The sequence below is a fragment of the Chromobacterium subtsugae genome (assembly GCF_001676875.1).
Classification (GTDB): domain Bacteria; phylum Pseudomonadota; class Gammaproteobacteria; order Burkholderiales; family Chromobacteriaceae; genus Chromobacterium; species Chromobacterium subtsugae.
This window is the reverse complement of the sequence record NZ_JYKA01000020.1, coordinates 73,576-90,334: the sequence shown is the minus strand read 5'-3', so window position 1 is coordinate 90,334 and position 16,759 is coordinate 73,576. Positions and strand designations below refer to the sequence as shown.

The following is a 16,759-nucleotide window of genomic DNA, read 5'->3' as shown; positions in this document are numbered from 1 at the left end:
AATGGATAATCTGCGTCCCACCTTCATCACCGCATGCAGTCCCAACGTGAACCATAAAACCTGGATTTTCGATCTCGACGACACCTTGCACCACGCCAGCGGCGGCATCTTCGACCACATCAACAAGCTGATGACCGAATACATGATGCGCCACCTCGGCGTGGGCGAAGAAGAAGCCTGCGCGCTGCGCTCGCGCTACTGGGCGCAGTACGGCGCCACCATGCACGGGCTGACTACCCACCACGGCATCGACCCGCAGCAGTTCCTGGTGGATACCCACCCGGTGGATGTGCTGGCTCAATGGCTGCAGTTTGAAGACCGGCTGGCCGACAGCCTGACGGCGCTGCCCGGCCGCAAGATCATCCTGTCCAACGGCCCCAACCATTACGTGGAAGGCATTTTGCAGCGAATGAGCATTCGCCATCATTTCGAATCGGTATACGGCGTCGACAATCTCAATTACGTGCCCAAGCCTCATGTAGACGCTTTCCATACGGTGCTGGCCCGCGAGGGGCTGCGCGCCGAGCATTGCATCATGGTGGAGGATTCGCTGCCCAATCTGCTGACCGCCAAGGAATTGGGCATGACGACGATCTGGGTCAGCAAGGAGCCGCGCCGGCCGGCGCATGTCGATTTCCGCATCGAGCGCATCAGCCAGTTGAAGCGGCTGCAATTGGGCTGAAACGCTCTATATAGATGCGGACGCGAAAAAGGCCGGGGATTCCCGGCCTTTTCTTTTGGCGCCACACGATAGAGTAAGCTTATTTCAGCTTGATCTCCGACCACACCTTGTTCAGTTCGCGGCGGTCCTTGGCGTTCAGGTCATGCAGCTGCTGCAGGCGCGGCAGATCGGTGGCGCTCGGGAAGATGGCCGGGATCTTGGTCAGCTCGGTCTTGACGAACTTGCCGGCGGCGGCGTTGGGGTTGCCGTTGCCCAGCTCGTTGGTCAGGCCGGCGGCGTTCTTGCCGTCCAACATGAAGTTGATGAACTTGTAGGCCAGGTCCTTGCGCGGCGCGTCCTTCAGCACCACGAAGTTATCCAGCGACAGCGTGTTGCCCTCTTTTTGCAGGCTGAAGTTCAGCGCGAAGTTGCGCTTGGCCTTCTTGGCGTCCTGCTGCGCCTGGAACATATCGTTGGAGTAGCCGAAGGCGACGTAGATGTTGCCGACAGTCAGCTCCTTGATGTACGACTGGTTGTTGAAGGCGGCCCAGTACGGCTTGGCCTTCAGGATCACGTCGCGCGCGGCTTTCCAGTCCGCCGGATTGGTGGAGTTGGCCGGCTTGCCCAGGTACATCAGCGCCGCGGACACCAGCTCGCGCTGTGAATCCAGCACGGTGACCTTGCCCTTGATCTTGGCCAGCAGCGCCGGATCGAAGATCAGCGCCCAGGTGTTGACCTTGTCGCCCAGGCCCAGCTGCTTCAGCTTGGTTTCGTTGTAGCCGATCAGGGTGGTGGTGAACGCGTACGGGGCGGAGTACTTGTTGCCCTTGTCGAAGAAGCTGTTCAGATAGCCCGGGTTCAGGTTCTTGAAGTTGGGCAGCTGCGTCTTGTCCAGCGGCTGGGCCTTGCCCTGCTTGATCAGCGCGTCCACCGCGAAGCCGGTGGGCACCACCATGTCGTAGCCCTTGGCGCCGGCGGCCAGCTTGGCCAGCATTTCTTCGTTGTCGCCGTAGTAGTCCTGCACCAGCTTGCACTTGCAGTAGGCTTCAAAGTTTTTGGCTGCCGCTTCGGACAAATAGTTGTTCCAGTTATAGAGATGCAGCTCATCGGCGGCGAACGCCTGGGTGGAGGCCGCCAGCGCCAGCATCGCGAGAATCTTCTTCATATTTTGCTTCCTTTGTATTGCACAGCATGGTGGTACTACGAGAAAGACCGGGCAGCGCCCCTCTGGACTGCCCGACCCCGTCTTGCCCCGCGTCTCAGCCGTTGGCGCGCAGCGCGCTGGGCGACACCCGGGAGGCGATGACGATCAGCGCCAGCGTCAGCAGCATCAGCAAGCTGGATACCGCGTTCACTTCCGGCGTCACCGCGATCTTGATCATCGAGTAGATCTCCAGCGGCAGCATGCTGGCGCCGGCGCCGGCGGTGAAGAAGGTGATCACGAAGTCGTCGATCGACAGCGTGAACGCCATCAAGGCGCCGGCGATGATGCCGGGCTTGATCACCGGCAGCGTGATCAGGCGGAAAGCCTGGAACGGGGTGGCGCCCAGATCGCGCGCCGCCTCCACCAGGCTGTCGTCCATGCCCTGCATCCGCGCACGCACCACGATGGCGACAAAGCCGATGCAGAAGGCGATGTGCGACAGCAGGATAGTGATGAAGCCCAGCTCCAGAATGCCGATCAGCTGGTTGACGATGACGAAGAAAATCACCAGCGACACGCCCATCAGCAATTCGGGGATGGCGATCGGCGTCAGCACCAGGAAGGGCAGCAGCCTCAGCTTGTAGCGATGCAGCGCGACGCCGGCCAGCGTGCCCAGAATGGTGGCGAAGAAGCTGGCGATGACGCCGATCAGCAGCGAGTTGCCGGCGGCGGTCAACATTTTCTGGTTATGGAACAGCTTGTCGTACCACTTCAGCGTGAAGCCCACCCACTCGGCGTTCAGGCGCGAATCGTTGAACGAGTACAGCACCACGATCACCAGCGGCAGGTACAGGAACAGGTAGGTGACGATAGCCGACGCCCACAGCCACTTCGATTGTTTCTTAGCCACGGCCCTTCCCCCTTCTGGCCACCACGGCCCCCAAGGCGGCGATCAGCAGCACGCCGCCGGTCAGCATGATCGACAGCACCGAGCCGAACGGCCAGTCGCGGGTATCCAGAATCTGCTGCTTGATCAGGTTGCCTATCATGATGGATTCGGTGCCGCCCAGGATGTCCGGGATGGCGAACATGCCCAGCGCCGGAATGAACACCAGCGCCGAGCCGGCGAACACGCCGGGCAGCGACTGCGGCCAGGTGACGCGCCAGAAGCGCTGCCAGGCGTTGGCGCCCAGGTCCTGCGCGGCGTCCAGCAGCGCCATGTCGTGCTTTTCCAGATTGGCGTACAGCGGCAGCACCATGAAGGGCAGATGCACGTAGACCAGGCCGACGATCACCGCGAACGAGGTGAACAGCAAGCGCACTGGCTCGAAGCCCAGCGAAGTGAGCACCAGGTTCAGCGCCTTGGTGAACGCCGACTGCGGGCCGAGGATGATCATCCAGGCGTAGATGCGGATCAGGAAGTTGGACCAGAACGGCAGGATCACCAGCAGCAGCATCAGGTCGCGGTATTTCTTGCCGGAGCGCGCGATCAGCCAGGCCAGCGGATAAGCCATCACCAGGCACACCGCGGTGGTGATGGCGGCGTAGCCGGCCGATTTGACGAACAGCTCCAGGTACAGCGGCTCCTCCACCAGGCGGTGGAAGTTGTCCAGCGTCAGCTGCCAGACACGCTGGCCGTCCTCGATGGTGAACAGGGGCGCCAGGCCGCCGTAGTCGCCGGGCTGGCGGAAAGCGGCCACCAGCATGATCAGCGACGGAATCAGAAAGAACAATACCAAGTACAGCAAGGGGGGCCAGGATAGCGCCCACTTGCCGAAACGATCACGGATGGCCATCGCTTACTCCGTCAGGAAGCTGCCGGCGTCGAAGCGCCAGGCGATTTCGACGATGTCGCCGTCGTCGAAGAACTTGGCGACGCCGGGGATGTTGTTGGCCTGCATCGCCTCGATACGCACGCCGTCGGCCACTTCCACCACGTAGAGGGTGACGTCGCCCAGGTACAGGCAATCATGCACGCGGCCCTTCAGATGCGCCTCGTCCGGCTGCGCGGCCAGCGACTTGTCCAGCCGCACCTTCTCCGGCCGCAGCGCCAGCCAGCCCTGCTGGCCGGGCTTGACGCCGTCGACCGCCAGGCACTTCACCTCGCCGCAGCCCTTGATGTCCACCGTCATCGCGCCGCCGTCCAGCGACTTGACCGTGGACTCCAGCACATTGCACTGGCCGAGGAAGTCGGCGACGAAACGATTCTTCGGGTAGCTGTACAGCTGCTCCGGCGCATCCAATTGCTCCACCTGGCCGTGGCTCATCACCGCGATGCGGTGCGACAGCGCCAGCGCCTCGCCCTGGTCATGAGTGACGTAGACGAAGGTGATGCCCACTTCCTTCTGCAGATTGATCAGTTCGATCTGCATCTCCTCGCGCAGCTTGGCGTCGAGCGCCGACAGCGGCTCATCCAGCAGCAGCAGGCGCGGGCGGTCCACCAGCGCGCGGGCGATGGCCACGCGCTGGCGCTGGCCGCCGGACATTTCGTGCGGGTAGCGGCTGCCGAACGGCGTCAGGCGCACGTCGGCCAGAAGCTTGTCCACTTGCGCCTCGATCTTCGCCTTGTCCCACTTGGCCATTTTCAAGGGGAAGGCGATGTTCTCGCGCACCGTCATGTGCGGGAACAGCGCGTAGCTCTGGAACACGGTATGCACCGGGCGCTTCTCCGGCGCCACCTGCGACATGTCCTGGCCATCCAGCAGAATCTGGCCGGCGTCCGGCTGTTCGAAGCCGGCCAGCATGCGCAGCAAGGTGGTCTTGCCGCAACCGGACGGCCCCAGCAGGGTGAAGAACTCGCCCGCCTGGACCGACAGGCTGACGTCGTTGACCGCCGTGTAGTCGCCGAAGCGTTTGACCACGTTTTTGATTTCAAGGAGAGCCATTGATCTTCCCCACCACGAAAAAGGGCGCCAGTTTAACAAAAAACAATTTCCGGGTCCGCTGAAATCCCTTGTAAATTCAAGACCTCAGCGCATTTTCCCACCTAGCCGCGCCAAGCTGGCAAGCCATCTGGATAAGTTGCTCTTTTCAATGAAAAAAACGTTTATGGACAAGGGCTGGCGCGGTGAAAAATATCAGGACTGTCATTGTTGCAAATGATGTATTTTGACAACAAGCTTGTCCCAGCACGGCTTTTCCGGCGCCGAAAGCTGCTTTTGCGGCGGCCTTCGGCGCCATGGCATGGCGCGATAGCCGCGCTTTGGCGCAGGCTGCTGCCCTCGCGCCCTGCAGGATCGACCGCCGCCGCCGGGAAAAATTCACCTTTTGCCGCATTATGACGGCATCAAGCGCGGCGGTCATCGCCAGCGCCATGCCAAAGCCATCAAATGCCGGAATCCCGACCGCCGGCAAAAGAAAAAGGCGCCTCGCGGCGCCTTTTTGCACGATGGAACGTCTCGTTCAGAACTTGGTGCCTACACCCACGCCGAACACCCACGGGTCGACATGCAGCGTGCCCAGCTTGACGTTGCCGGCGCTGACGTCGGTCTGCACCCACAGCTTCTTCACGTCGAAGTTGACGAACCAGCTCTTGTTGATCGCGATGTCCGCGCCGGCTTGCAGCGCCGGGCCGAAGCTGTTCTTCTTCACGGTGATCGCGCCGTTGGCCAGCCCGTCATTGTAGAAACGGGTGTAGTTGAGGCCGGCGCCGACGTACGGACGGAAAGTCGCTTCCGGCGCGAAGTGGTATTGCACGGTCACGGTCGGCGGCAGCACCGACACCTTGCCGATATCGACGCCGTTATTGGTGATCTTGTGGCGCGAAGTGCCCAGGATCAGCTCGGCGCCGATATTGTTGGTGATCATATAGGTGAAATCCAGCTCCGGCGCGGCGGACGATTTGGCGTCCACATGGGTGCCGGCCGCGCCGTTGCTCCAGCTGGCGGACGGGTCCACGTCGATCACGCGGAAGCGGGCCAGAATGTCGCCCTGGGCGGCAAAAGCGCTGGCGGAAATCATGCCGATCGCGGCGGCGAGAGCGAGCTTCTTCATTTTCTGTTCTCCAATGGGGCTGAAAAAACAGCCGTGCGGCCTGCCGGCGTTGACAGCGAACCCTGCCGGCAGTAGCGTGCGGCGTTCGAAGGCAGATTATCCAAGCCCCCTCTTCCACACTTTGCGCCAGATCATGAAAAAATCATGAAATATGCCGATCTACGGGAATTCATCGCCCAACTTGAACAAAAACAGCTGCTGAAGCGCATCGCCTCGCCGGTATCCCCTCATCTGGAAATGACGGAAATCGGCGACCGCGTGCTGAAGGCCGGCGGCCCCGCGCTGCTGTTCGAACAGCCGCGCAGCCCGGACCGGGGCTATGACTTCCCGGTGCTGGCCAATCTGTTCGGCACGCCGGAGCGCGTGGCGATGGGCATGGGCGCCAGCGAGGTGATGCAGCTCAGGGAGATAGGCAAAACGCTGGCCTACCTGAAAGAGCCGGAGCCGCCGAAGGGCCTGAAAGACGCCTGGGACAAGCTGCCGTTGTTGAAGCAGGTATTGTCGATGGCGCCGAAGGAAGTGAAAAAGGCGCCGTGCCAGGACATCGTCTGGGAAGGCGACGCGGTCGATCTGGGAAAGCTGCCGATCCAGCACTGCTGGCCCGGCGACGTCGCGCCCTTGATCACCTGGGGCCTCACCGTCACCCGCGGCCCGAACAAGAAACGGCAGAACCTGGGCATCTACCGCCAGCAGGTGATAGGCAAGAACCGCGTGATCATGCGCTGGCTGGCCCACCGCGGCGGCGCGCTGGACTACCGCGAATTCCGCCAGCAGAACCCGGACCAGCCTTACCCGGTGGCGGTGGTGCTGGGCTGCGATCCGGCGACGATACTGGGCGCGGTGACGCCGGTGCCGGACACGCTGTCCGAATACCAGTTCGCCGGCCTGTTGCGCGGCAGCCGCACCGAGCTGGTCAAATGCATCGGCTCCTACCTGCAAGTGCCGGCGCGCGCCGAAATCGTGCTGGAAGGCCACATCCACCCGAACGATATGGCGATGGAAGGCCCGTACGGCGACCACACCGGCTATTACAACGAGCAGGACAGCTTCCCGGTGCTGACCATAGACCGCATCACGATGCGCGAGAATGCCATCTACCACAGCACCTACACCGGCAAGCCGCCTGACGAGCCGGCGATCCTGGGCGTGGCGCTGAACGAGGTGTTCGTGCCCATCCTGCAAAAGCAGTTTCCGGAGATCGTCGATTTCTACCTGCCGCCGGAAGGCTGCAGCTACCGGATGGCCATCATCAGCATCAAGAAGCAGTACCCCGGCCACGCCAAGCGGGTGATGATGGGCTGCTGGAGCTTCCTGCGCCAGTTCATGTACACCAAGTTCATCGTGGTGGTGGACGACGACGTCGACACCCGCGACTGGAAGGAAGTGATCTGGGCGATCACCACCCGGATGGACCCGGTGCGCGACACCACGCTGATCGACAACACGCCGATCGACTACCTGGACTTCGCCAGCCCGATTTCCGGCCTGGGCGGCAAAATGGGCCTGGACGCCACCAACAAGCTGCCGGGCGAGACCAATCGCGAATGGGGCACCCCTATCGTGATGGACGCCGCCACCCGCCAGCGCGTCGACGCCATCTGGAGCGAACTGGGGCTGTAAGCGCCGTGCCGACGCGGCCCGAAAGCCAACCTCGCGGTTGGCTTTTTTTCGTCCTCAATCCAGCCGGCTGACCCGCGCCAGCCAGGCGACGCCGCCGCCGCTGGCGCGCAACTCCATCGCTTCGTCCTCGGCCGCCAGCAGGCAGCCCGGCGGCAATGCGCTTCCGTCGCAATGCCATTCCCCTTGTTGCAGATACAGCAGGGTCAAGTCGGCCGCCGGCGCCCGCAACACGCCGCCGGCCGGCAGTTGCAAGCGCTCCAGCTCTCCCCGGCCCCAGTCGCGCGCCAGCATCAGGTTGCAATCGCGCAGCGGCCCGCCGAGCAGACGGCAATCCACCCCGGCCTCGCCGGGAAAGGCCGCCACCTGGCCGGCCTGCGCCAGCCGCAACAGGCGGCCATCGTCCAGGCGCAGCTCCATGCCCTCTCCCTCCAGCAGGCCCAGCAGCCGGTCGACGCCGGGAAAATGCGAAAACGGCCCGCCCCGCGCCACATCGGCGATGGACAGCCGCGCGGCGAAGGCGTCCTGCCGGCGCGGGTGCGGCAGCCGGAACAATTCGCAGGTCTGGCCGCCGCCATTGGCCCACGGCATCGGGCGGAAAGCATCTTGGGTGTATAGCCGCATGCGGCAAGCTCCTGTCCAGGCTGAAGACAGCCATCTTGCAGAGACGCGCCGCCGCCGTCCACACCCCGGCGGCGCGCCGATGAAAAAACCCGGCATCGTCGCCGATGCCGGGCTGGTCCGCCAGAAACGCGGCTAGCGCTCCAGCTCCATCTGGCTCAAGACCACCATTTCGCCCGACAGCTTGCTCTGCGCGCTGCGCAGCGCGCGAAAGCGCACCTTGTCGCCGGCGCGCGCCGCGAACGGCGCCAGCTGGCGCTTATCCAGCGCGCCGGTTTCATCGCTCGGCAGTATGGTCAGCAAGGCGCCGTCGCTGCGCTGGATCGCCAGCTGGTTGAACGGCGCGTTGCCGACGCTGACCAGCTTGCCGTGTTCCCACGGCACCTTGGCCATGCCCAGCGAGGCCAGCAGGCCGCAGGCCGCCAAGACGCCCGCCAACAGCCGTCTCATCGCTTCACCAGGCTCAGGCGCGAGTTGGCAGGCACCGTGATGCTCACCTGGCCGGCTACCGGCGCCAGGGTCAAGCGGTATGCTTCCTGAGCGGAGTCTGCCGACAGCTGGACTTCGCTGGGGTTAATGTTGATCTGCGGCAGCGCGATGGTCTTGCCGGCCGGGAAATAGCGGCTGGCTGGCAAGCCCAGCTGCTTGGCCGGGAAGCCGTAGCCGGCAGGCCAGGTGGAGAAGTCCGCCAGCGCCAGGCTGGTATACAGCTGCTGCATCAGGCTGCCGTAGTCGCCGCCGCCTACCGCCGCCAGGCCGTCGTCCAACGCCCGCTCGCCGACATTGGCGCCGGTGACCCAGGGCTTCATCACGCCGGCGCCGTACTGATGCAGCATCAACATGCCGGTGGCCAGCGCTTTCGGATAGCAAGTGGTGCCGAAACTGTCGCCGCTCATCGCCGACCAGCGCTTCAAATCGCAAGCCGGCTGCTTCAGGAACTGGCTGAAGTCGCCGCCCGAGCGCAAATCGGGATGCGAGGTCGCGCTGTCGCCGCGGCCGCCGCCATAGGTATCGGCCGCCACCAGGTAGCCCATGGTCTGCGCCGCCAGCTCGTTCTCCCAAGTCGTGGTGCGCGGGGAGCCCACCATGCGGCGGAACAGCTTATTGTAGCTGTACAGCAAGTGCTGGTACTCATGCCCCAGCGTCGACAGCGTCAGCGCCGGGCCTTTGCCGCTCGGGCTCCAGCTCTGGCCATCGTCGGCGGCCACCAGCGTGTCCACGTTGAGGAAGGTCACCAGCGCTTCATTGCTGTTGGCGAACTCGCTGCAATCGCTGCCGCAAGTGGGGTCCGACGCAGCGGACTTCAGGATAGCGTTGAGAGGGTACGCATAGCCCAGCAAGCCCTGGAAAGCGTTGGCCGGCTGATTCAGCTGCGCCAGCACCAGATGCACATCCTTGGTGCCGGCATCCAGGGTGATGCCCTGCCAGGTCGAATGCACCGGGCCCCACGGCTCGCTGATCACCGCCGCCTCGATCGGGAACACGCTGTTGGCGAAGCGCTCGGCCAGGAAAGCCGCCTGCTGCTGCGTCACCGCGGCCGCGTCGTTTTGCGCCCAGACATAGACGGTTCCGCCATTCGGCAGCGCCTGGCTTGCCTTCATCGTGGCGTTCAACGCGCGGCTGCCGATGCTGTCATACCACGAACGGCTATCGTTGAGCGCGTAACTCCGCGCGGCGATCTGGACGCGTTTCTCCAGGCGCATCCGCGCCTGCGCCCGGCTGGCGACGGCGCCGTAGCTTGCCGCATGCGCGTAGAACTGCTGCATCTTCTGTTCCAGCACTGCCTCCGCCGCCGCATTGTTGCCGCGCGCGGCGCCGCTGCTGCCGCCGTAACCGAGGGGATCGCTGTCCACCTGGGTCATCACCGCGTCCCAGCGGGCTGTCAGCGGGCCGTTGACGGTGATCTGCATGTCCTGGCCGGTATTGTTCTGCAGCTGGTATACCTTGCCGACCGCATCCGCGTTGGCGCTGGCAGGCAGCGCGCAAACGCCGGCCTGGCAGCTCAGGTCGCCAGTGACGGCGGCCTTCTGCGGCGGATTGAGGGTCGTCGCCACCTGATTGCCGGACGTCGTGGAAGAAGAGGAGTCGCCGCCGCCGCCGCCGCAGGCGGACAGCAGCGCAGCCATCACGGACAGAACGAGAATGTTTTGCTTGTTATTCAACATTTTATTAATTAAGTGTAAATTAAACCGTGGATTTGTAAAATGATCGCAACATTGCCAAGAATAAAGACGGAATATCCGTCCAGTCAATTTACCCGCCTGTCCTGCCGCCCGCGCTTCCTTTTTCCAGACACTGGCCGCGCCCCCTGCTATCATCCGGTTGTTTAGAAATAAGGATCGAACATGGCCTTCCCGCGCAATCCCAACTCCGTCCAACGCCTGAAACGCCTCAACAACCGCCAGCGCAAGAAAATGCGCGTCGGCGAGTTCCGCGAACTGGGTTTCCACCTGGTGGCCCAACTGCGCGAAGGCGTGGACACCGACGCGCTGCTGGATGGCTGGCTGACCCGCTTCGACGAAGCCGGCATCAGCTTCGGCGGCCATTTCGACGGCAAGAGCCGATTGGAAGGCGTGGCCTTCCCGGTGAGCGGCAGCCAAATCACCGATGCGGTGCGCGGCGAGCTGGTCGCCTGGCTGCAGGCGCGCGCCGAGGTGCAATCGCTGGAAGCCAGCGAGCTGATCGATCTGTGGCACGCCGCCTGAACGCGGACGCTGCCCAGAAAAAAAGCCGGCTGACGCCGGCTTTTTTCTTGCCCACCCGGCTTATCCACAGCCATCGGCAAAATTCGCTTTTATCCACAATCTTCACGACAACTGGCGAAACGCCCGATAACCGACGTATAGCCAGGTCTCCCGCGCCAGGAAGCGCGACCAGCTGGACAGCGTGCGGAAACGGCTGGACTGGGTGGGCGCCGGGTAGGCGCGCAGGCCCAGATCAGCGGCCATCAGCACCGCCCGGCGCATATGCAGCGGATCGCTGACCAGCAGATAGGAGCGGATGCCAAACTGGCGGCCCAGATCGCGGGCGTTGGACAGATTCTGCCAGGTGGTGCGCGACTCGGTCTCCACCAGCATCGCCGTCATCGGCACGCCCTGGCGCGCGGCGAACTCGCGGCCGACATCGGCCTCGGACGGATAGCCCGGCTGCGGCGTGCCGCCGGTGAACACGATCCAGCGCACCTTGCCGCCCTGGTAAAGCTTCACCGCGTGGTTGATGCGCTCGCGGAACACCGGCGACGGCTTGTTGCCCCAGGCCGCGGCGCCCAGCACCAGCGCCGCGTCGGCGCCGTTCTGCTCGTCCCCGTCGCCGTAGTCGACGATGGTCCAGGCGATGTAGGCGAAACCGAGCACCACCAGCAGCACCGCCAGCAAAAAGCCTTTCATCATCAAACGCAAATAGAGCATCGGCACAACGGCATCAGGGGGAAGGATGAATGATTGTAACCGCAATCGGCGGCGGCCGGCAGCCGCCGTCAAACGGCGGCGCTAGCGCTCCAGCTCCCAGATCGCCGCCTGCAGGGTTTCCATGCGCTCCGCCAGCGCGGTCTGCGCATCCTGCAAGGCCTTGTTGTAGATGTCGCGTCCCATCTTGTCGGCCAGGAAATCCAGCAGGAAGCGGGCGTCGAAGCTGCCGATCTCCAGCCCGAGCTGGTCCGCCAGATAAGCCTGCACTTGCGGGGCCAGGTGTTGCAGTTGCTGCTCGCTGAGAAGGAATTGGGTGGCCATCGTCGCGTCCGGATCAAAAGGGGTGATTATGGCGCGGCGGCCATCTGCCGGATAGCCAGGCAAAAACCGCCCGCGCCCTCTCCTGGGCCGAAGGTCTAGGGGATTTGGCACCTCGGCGCGCCAGCCGGGCAACGCCACAACCAGTTGACCTCGGCAGTCTCAGCCAACTTGATAGAAAACGCCATCGCCGGCGATGACAAGGAAATCGTCGCCAAATCGCTGCTGAAGCTCGTGGTCATCGGTTCGCTGGTGCCGGCCACCGTCTTGAGCGCGATCGGACTGCCCAGCTGTATGCTCAACTGGCTGTTGGCCAGCAGGTAAGCGATATTGTTCTGGATGTACTGACCCAACGGAAAACTGCCGCCGCCGGGCAAGGCCACCACCTTGCCGGGCGGAACCAGCCGGTTCAGGCCAATCAGCAAGTTCTGGTCGGGCTTGTACAGCAAAGTATCCTTGACCTTGGCCAGGGCCGCCTGCACGCTGCTCTGCACCGTGCTGTCTATCTTGCCTTCGGCCTTGCTGATCAGCGCGTCGCCCAATACCGGCAGAATCCAGCTCAAGTTCGAGTCGCAATCGGTGGACGAACTGGAAGTCGCCGTCATGCCGGTCTTGTCGCCGGCGATGGCGCCATTCGCGGCTCCGTACTGGCCGGTAATGACAATATTGCTCAGCGTCAGCGTGTTGGTGCAGGTATAGCTGATTACGCCCCATTTATGGCCGGAATACTGGTTACGCACCTGGTAACTGAGCCCGGACAAGGTCATGTAGACCACGCCGCTGGCATCCGGGCGTATCGTTGCCAACGCGTTGCCGCTGACCACCCCGCCTAGAAAGGTCGCGCCGTTCTGCGCCACCAGTTGCGACACTCGTCCGTTCAAGCCCTGCTGCAAGGTATAGGGCACGGTTTGCAAATCCATGGCGGTCTGCCGCAATTGCCCCATCGACTTGGCATCCTCGCTGTAGCTGAGCGACCCGCCGCCGTAATTGATGGTTGCCCGGTACTGGTCCGACACCAGTGTTGGCGACCAATCCGCCTGCGCCCAGCCCGCGGCAAACAGTCCAATCACAAAAAACGCCTTGCGCATCATGAATATTTCCTCAAGTGAACAAACGCCCGCGCGCCGGATCGGCGCGCAGGCGGACTGAGTGGTCTTCGACAGACTTTCCCTCTCAGAAATTATCCAAATATCATATAACATTGCTCGCAATGCGCGCACGCTAATTTTTACCTCTTTGGCATGTCCGTGCCATTTTCGGTCTGCCTGGCTTCCGGGAACAAGGCGCGCGGCCTGCCGTTATATCCTCGACCATTCCCGCCCCAGCAACAGCAAGCCGCGCTGCCAGACCCGCTGGCTGTGCCGCAGGCAGTCCTGCCATTGGCGGCGCGCTCCTTCGTATGGCAGCGCATGCGCGCCGGCCTGCTCCAGCCATGCGAAACCAGCCGGGCTGCTGTCGTGCCATAACGCGATGCCGTCGGCGCAGCCGCGCCGCGCCAAACGCGCCAGCTTGTCCGGCAAGGGCGCCGGACTCAGCCAAACGCGAGCGCCGTGAAACAGGCTGGAGCGCCAATAGCGCTGCTGGCAGCGCCAGCCGTCCTGCAGGCAGGACCAGGCGCAGGCCGGGAATTCGCAACTCCACCACAGCATCGGACTCATCATGCGCTCCTTGTTTTGTGCAGTGCACAATAAAGTTATACCCGCTGTTGGACGCCATCGCCAGCCGCATGTGAGCGCGCAAAAAAAACCGGCGCACCAGGCGCCGGGAATCACGAGTCAAACAAAGGAGAAACGGTTTACAGCGTCACCCAGCGCGGCCGGGTCAACATGTCGGGCTGCAGGATGTCGTCCAACTGCTCGCGGGTCAGCAGGCCATGGGCCAGCACCACCTCGGCCACGCTGCTGCCGTTGGCGTGCGCTTCGGCGGCCACGCGGGTGGCGGCTTCGTAGCCGATCACCGGGTTCAGCGCGGTCACCAGGCCGATCGAGCTTTCCACGCTCTGGCGCAGGCGCTCGCGGTTGGCGGTGATGCCTTTCACGCAATGCTCGGTCAGGGTGTCGCAGGCGTTGGCCAGGTGGCCGGCGCTGCGGAACAGGCTGTAGGCGATCACCGGCTCGAAGGCGTTCAGCTGCAGCTGGCCGGCTTCGGCGGCCATGGTGATGGTCATGTCGTTGCCGATGACTTCATACGCCACCTGGCTCACCACTTCCGGAATCACCGGATTGACCTTGCCCGGCATGATGGACGAACCGGCCTGGCGCGCCGGCAGATTGATCTCGCCGAAGCCGGCGCGCGGGCCGGACGACAGCAGACGCAGGTCGTTGCAGGTCTTGGACAGCTTGACCGCCACGCGCTTGAGCACGCCGGACAGCTGCACGAAGGCGCCGCAGTCCTGGGTGGCTTCGATCAGATTCGGCGCGGTGATCAGCTGGCTGCCCACCAGCTCGGACAAGTGCAGGCAAACCAGCTTGGCGTAATCCGGATGGGCGGTGATGCCGGTGCCGATGGCGGTGGCGCCGAGGTTGATCTCCAGCATCAGCGCGCTGGCTTCCTTCAGGCGTTGTTCATCTTCGCCCAGCATCACGGCGTAGGTCTGGAATTCCTGGCCCAGGGTCATCGGCACCGCGTCCTGCAGCTGGGTGCGGCCCATCTTCAGGATGTCCTTGAACTCCCCGGCCTTGTCCTCGAAAGCCTTGCGCAGCACTTCCATCCGCGACACCAGCTTCAGCACGCCCCAAAAGGCGGCCAGGCGCAGCGCGGTCGGGTAGACGTCGTTGGTGCTTTGGCACAGGTTGACGTGCTCGTTCGGGTGCAGGTATTGGTACTCGCCCTTGGCGTGGCCCAGCAGCTCCAGCGCGCGGTTGGCGATCACCTCGTTGGCGTTCATATTGGTGGAGGTGCCCGCGCCGCCCTGGATCACGTCGACGACGAACTCTTCATGCAGCTTGCCGGCGCGGATTTCCTCGCAGGCGTCGACGATGGCCTGGGCCAGCTTGGAGTCGAGAATGCCGAGGTCGCGGTTGGCCTGGGCGGCGGCTTGCTTGATGCAGGCCAGCGCGCGGATCAGATCGCCATAGCTGCCTATGGTCTGGCCGGTGATCGGGAAATTCTCGATGGCGCGCAAGGTGTGCACGCCCCAATAGGCGGTGGCCGGCACGTCGCGGTTACCAAGCAAATCGTGTTCGATGCGGGTGGTCATCTGCGGGTCTCCTCAGGGCGGCCGTCATGCGCGGCCTGCAATGCCCCGCACTGTATGCCTGCCCCGCCGGCTTGGCCAATTCCGAATCGGGATGGGGTTATGCAGGAATTGCATAACCTTGCGGCAGCCTGGCCCGCGCGGGCTTACCGCCTCACACCGCCGGGTGGCGCGCCGCCAGATACGCCCACAAAGCCTCTTGTTCCGGCTTGGCGTGGCGCAGATCGCAATACAGCTGGATCTCCATTTCCACGCTCCACTCGTCGCCGCCGGCCGGCAGCAGCAAGCCGGCCTGGCACTCCGCCGCCACCGAGCTTTCCGGCAGGAAAGCCAGGCCGTGGCCGGCCAAGGCCATCTGCTTCAGCCCTTCGGCCATATCGGTTTCGTAGCGCAGCGACAGGTGCGCCGGCTGCGGCCCGCTGACCAGCAGCAAATCGCTCATCAAGCGGAAATAGGCGTTGCTGGCGTAACCCAAAAACGGCAGCGGCGCCTCCTGCCGCCCCGGCAGGGCATACACGGGCGCGCCGTCCGCGGCGATGGCGTACGGCCGCAGGCGCTCGACGCCCAGCCGCAAGCCGCCGTAGCGCGCGTCATGCAACTCTACCGGCTGCTTGGGATGGTGGTAGCACATCAGGAAATCGCTGCCGCCTTCGACGAAGGCCAGCACCGCGTCGTGCACATTGCTGGCCTGCAGTCGGCAGGACAACTGGCCGAAACCGTCCTCCACCGCGGTCAGCCACTTGGGAAAATACGAGAACGACAGCGTGTGCGGCACCGCGAACTCCAGCGTGCCCTGCGGCAAGGGCTGCAGGCCGCGCAGCATGGTGCGGGTGGTGTTGAGCTGAGCCAACAGCGGCACCGCTTGCTGCTGCAGCAGCTTGCCGGCCGCGGTCAGCTTGGTCGGATAAGTGGTGCGGTCTATCAGGTCCGCGCCCAGCCAGCTCTCGAGCGCGCGGATGCGCCGGGAGAAAGCCGGCTGCGTCAGGTGGCGCAGCTCGGCGGAGCGGGTGAAGCTGCCGGTATCGGCCAGCACCAGAAAGTCTTCCAGCCAGCGGGTTTCCATCGCTCAAGGTCCAGATTGCGGATGCCAGATGGTACACCGCCGGGGCACTTTGCGGCGCGCGCGCACTCTACCATGAGTCCCGCCGCCGCAATGTCACAAGCCATGCACCAAACGCAAACAACAATGCCATCAACATGGCAAAGGTCCGCATTTATTTTACAGATATGAGCGCGCTTACCGTTCCCCGCCCTTCGCCGCTGCCACGACGGCCGCTGGCCATCGCCGCAAGCCTGCTGTTGCATGCGCTGGCGCTGTTCGCCTTGAAAGCCGCGCAACAGCAGCCGGCTGCCGCGCCGCAGCCGCTGCGGGTGAGTATGGTGCCCATCACCCTGCCCCCGCCTGACCCGCCATCACGGGCCGCTTCGGCGAAGCCGGCGCCCGCCGCGCGATCGCCACGCCCGGCGCATGCCGCTCGCGCCGCGACAGCCGTTGAAACGACCGCCCGACCGGCGCGGCAGGGGAAAGCCACGGCCAGCGCCGCACGCGCGGAGCCACGCCTAACCATTGAGGGGCTGCGCCAGCAGATGCGGCAGCTGGAACCGGAAAACGCCAACGCCAAACCTCTGCGCGAGGATCCGGAAAAGGCCCGGCTGGCGCGCAATATCAATCGCGCCGAGCGCGCCGACTGCGCCAAGGCCTATGCCAACCTGGGCTTGCTCGCCGCCCCCATGCTGCTGAAAGACGCCTTCGATAAAGACAACGGCTGCAAGTGGTAGCTTGCAGCCGTTGATTTAGGGAT

At 63.9% G+C, this 16,759-nt stretch carries 19 protein-coding genes; 4 read left to right on the top strand and 15 right to left on the bottom strand.

Annotated elements, in window-relative coordinates; all coding sequences use genetic code 11:
• Positions 1-682: pyrimidine 5'-nucleotidase (locus tag MY55_RS18950; RefSeq protein ID WP_047236487.1), on the top strand; the 682-nt coding region annotated here is incomplete at its 5' end.
• 79 nt (positions 683-761) lie between these two features.
• Here the strand turns inward: MY55_RS18950 and MY55_RS18945 are convergent.
• From MY55_RS18945 to MY55_RS18925, 6 genes are all read right to left on the bottom strand, one after another.
• Positions 762-1,826 carry an ABC transporter substrate-binding protein gene (locus MY55_RS18945; protein WP_043579519.1) on the bottom strand — a complete coding sequence of 355 codons (1,065 nt, stop codon included), beginning with the start codon at positions 1,824-1,826 and terminating at the stop codon, positions 762-764.
• Between the two features lie 94 nt (positions 1,827-1,920).
• Complete coding sequence (locus tag MY55_RS18940) at positions 1,921-2,715, bottom strand: ABC transporter permease (protein ID WP_047236486.1); 795 nt, start codon at positions 2,713-2,715, stop codon at positions 1,921-1,923.
• Positions 2,708-3,601, bottom strand: coding sequence for an ABC transporter permease (locus MY55_RS18935; protein ID WP_172670362.1), 894 nt, complete (start codon positions 3,599-3,601; stop codon positions 2,708-2,710). The genes MY55_RS18940 and MY55_RS18935 overlap by 8 nt, the downstream gene beginning before the upstream one ends.
• A 3-nt stretch (positions 3,602-3,604) precedes the next feature.
• Positions 3,605-4,690 (bottom strand): ABC transporter ATP-binding protein, encoded by a 1,086-nt coding sequence (locus MY55_RS18930; RefSeq protein ID WP_043579516.1) that lies wholly within the window; start codon positions 4,688-4,690, stop codon positions 3,605-3,607.
• Between the two features lie 145 nt (positions 4,691-4,835).
• Positions 4,836-5,192: a hypothetical protein gene (locus tag MY55_RS23860; protein ID WP_146008420.1), complete on the bottom strand. Its 357-nt coding sequence runs from the start codon at positions 5,190-5,192 to the stop codon at positions 4,836-4,838.
• A 15-nt stretch (positions 5,193-5,207) separates the two neighbouring features.
• Positions 5,208-5,798 (bottom strand): OmpW/AlkL family protein, encoded by a 591-nt coding sequence (locus MY55_RS18925; RefSeq protein WP_043579514.1) that lies wholly within the window; start codon positions 5,796-5,798, stop codon positions 5,208-5,210.
• 144 nt (positions 5,799-5,942) lie between these two features.
• Between MY55_RS18925 and ubiD the strand changes: the two genes are divergently transcribed.
• Complete coding sequence (gene ubiD / locus MY55_RS18920) at positions 5,943-7,418, top strand: 4-hydroxy-3-polyprenylbenzoate decarboxylase (protein ID WP_043579512.1); 1,476 nt, start codon at positions 5,943-5,945, stop codon at positions 7,416-7,418.
• 54 nt (positions 7,419-7,472) lie between these two features.
• Here ubiD and MY55_RS18915 read toward each other — a convergent pair whose 3' ends face one another.
• The 3 genes from MY55_RS18915 to MY55_RS18905 form a co-directional block, all read right to left on the bottom strand.
• Entirely contained in the window at positions 7,473-8,039 is a 567-nt protein-coding gene (locus MY55_RS18915) for a HutD/Ves family protein (protein WP_052258325.1), read from the bottom strand.
• 132 nt (positions 8,040-8,171) lie between these two features.
• The gene (locus tag MY55_RS18910; RefSeq protein ID WP_152681658.1) at positions 8,172-8,486 is read right to left on the bottom strand and encodes a hypothetical protein; all 315 of its coding nucleotides are present in this window, start codon (positions 8,484-8,486) and stop codon (positions 8,172-8,174) included.
• Entirely contained in the window at positions 8,483-10,201 is a 1,719-nt protein-coding gene (locus MY55_RS18905) for a M30 family zinc metallopeptidase (protein ID WP_043579507.1), read from the bottom strand. The genes MY55_RS18910 and MY55_RS18905 overlap by 4 nt, the downstream gene beginning before the upstream one ends.
• A gap of 180 nt (positions 10,202-10,381) precedes the next feature.
• On the opposite strand from MY55_RS18905, the gene MY55_RS18900 reads away from it, so the two are divergent.
• Complete coding sequence (locus tag MY55_RS18900) at positions 10,382-10,741, top strand: YggL family protein (protein WP_043579506.1); 360 nt, start codon at positions 10,382-10,384, stop codon at positions 10,739-10,741.
• Between the two features lie 102 nt (positions 10,742-10,843).
• Here the strand turns inward: MY55_RS18900 and MY55_RS18895 are convergent, their stop codons facing one another.
• From MY55_RS18895 to MY55_RS18870, 6 genes are all read right to left on the bottom strand, one after another.
• Complete coding sequence (locus MY55_RS18895) at positions 10,844-11,443, bottom strand: YdcF family protein (protein WP_043579503.1); 600 nt, start codon at positions 11,441-11,443, stop codon at positions 10,844-10,846.
• Between the two features lie 81 nt (positions 11,444-11,524).
• Complete coding sequence (locus tag MY55_RS18890; protein WP_047244254.1) at positions 11,525-11,764, bottom strand: DUF2164 domain-containing protein; 240 nt, start codon at positions 11,762-11,764, stop codon at positions 11,525-11,527.
• A 95-nt stretch (positions 11,765-11,859) separates the two neighbouring features.
• Positions 11,860-12,831, bottom strand: a complete 972-nt coding sequence (locus tag MY55_RS18885) for a hypothetical protein (protein ID WP_208856063.1) — start codon at positions 12,829-12,831, stop codon at positions 11,860-11,862.
• A gap of 228 nt (positions 12,832-13,059) precedes the next feature.
• Positions 13,060-13,419 carry a hypothetical protein gene (locus MY55_RS18880; RefSeq protein WP_157889390.1) on the bottom strand — a complete coding sequence of 120 codons (360 nt, stop codon included), beginning with the start codon at positions 13,417-13,419 and terminating at the stop codon, positions 13,060-13,062.
• A 137-nt stretch (positions 13,420-13,556) separates the two neighbouring features.
• Positions 13,557-14,960, bottom strand: coding sequence for an aspartate ammonia-lyase (gene aspA, locus MY55_RS18875; RefSeq protein ID WP_065202882.1), 1,404 nt, complete (start codon positions 14,958-14,960; stop codon positions 13,557-13,559).
• A gap of 151 nt (positions 14,961-15,111) precedes the next feature.
• Positions 15,112-16,020, bottom strand: coding sequence for a LysR family transcriptional regulator (locus tag MY55_RS18870; protein WP_065202881.1), 909 nt, complete (start codon positions 16,018-16,020; stop codon positions 15,112-15,114).
• A gap of 134 nt (positions 16,021-16,154) precedes the next feature.
• Between MY55_RS18870 and MY55_RS23855 the strand changes: the two genes are divergently transcribed.
• Positions 16,155-16,736 (top strand): hypothetical protein, encoded by a 582-nt coding sequence (locus MY55_RS23855; protein ID WP_155419260.1) that lies wholly within the window; start codon positions 16,155-16,157, stop codon positions 16,734-16,736.
• Positions 16,737-16,759 lie beyond the last annotated feature (23 nt).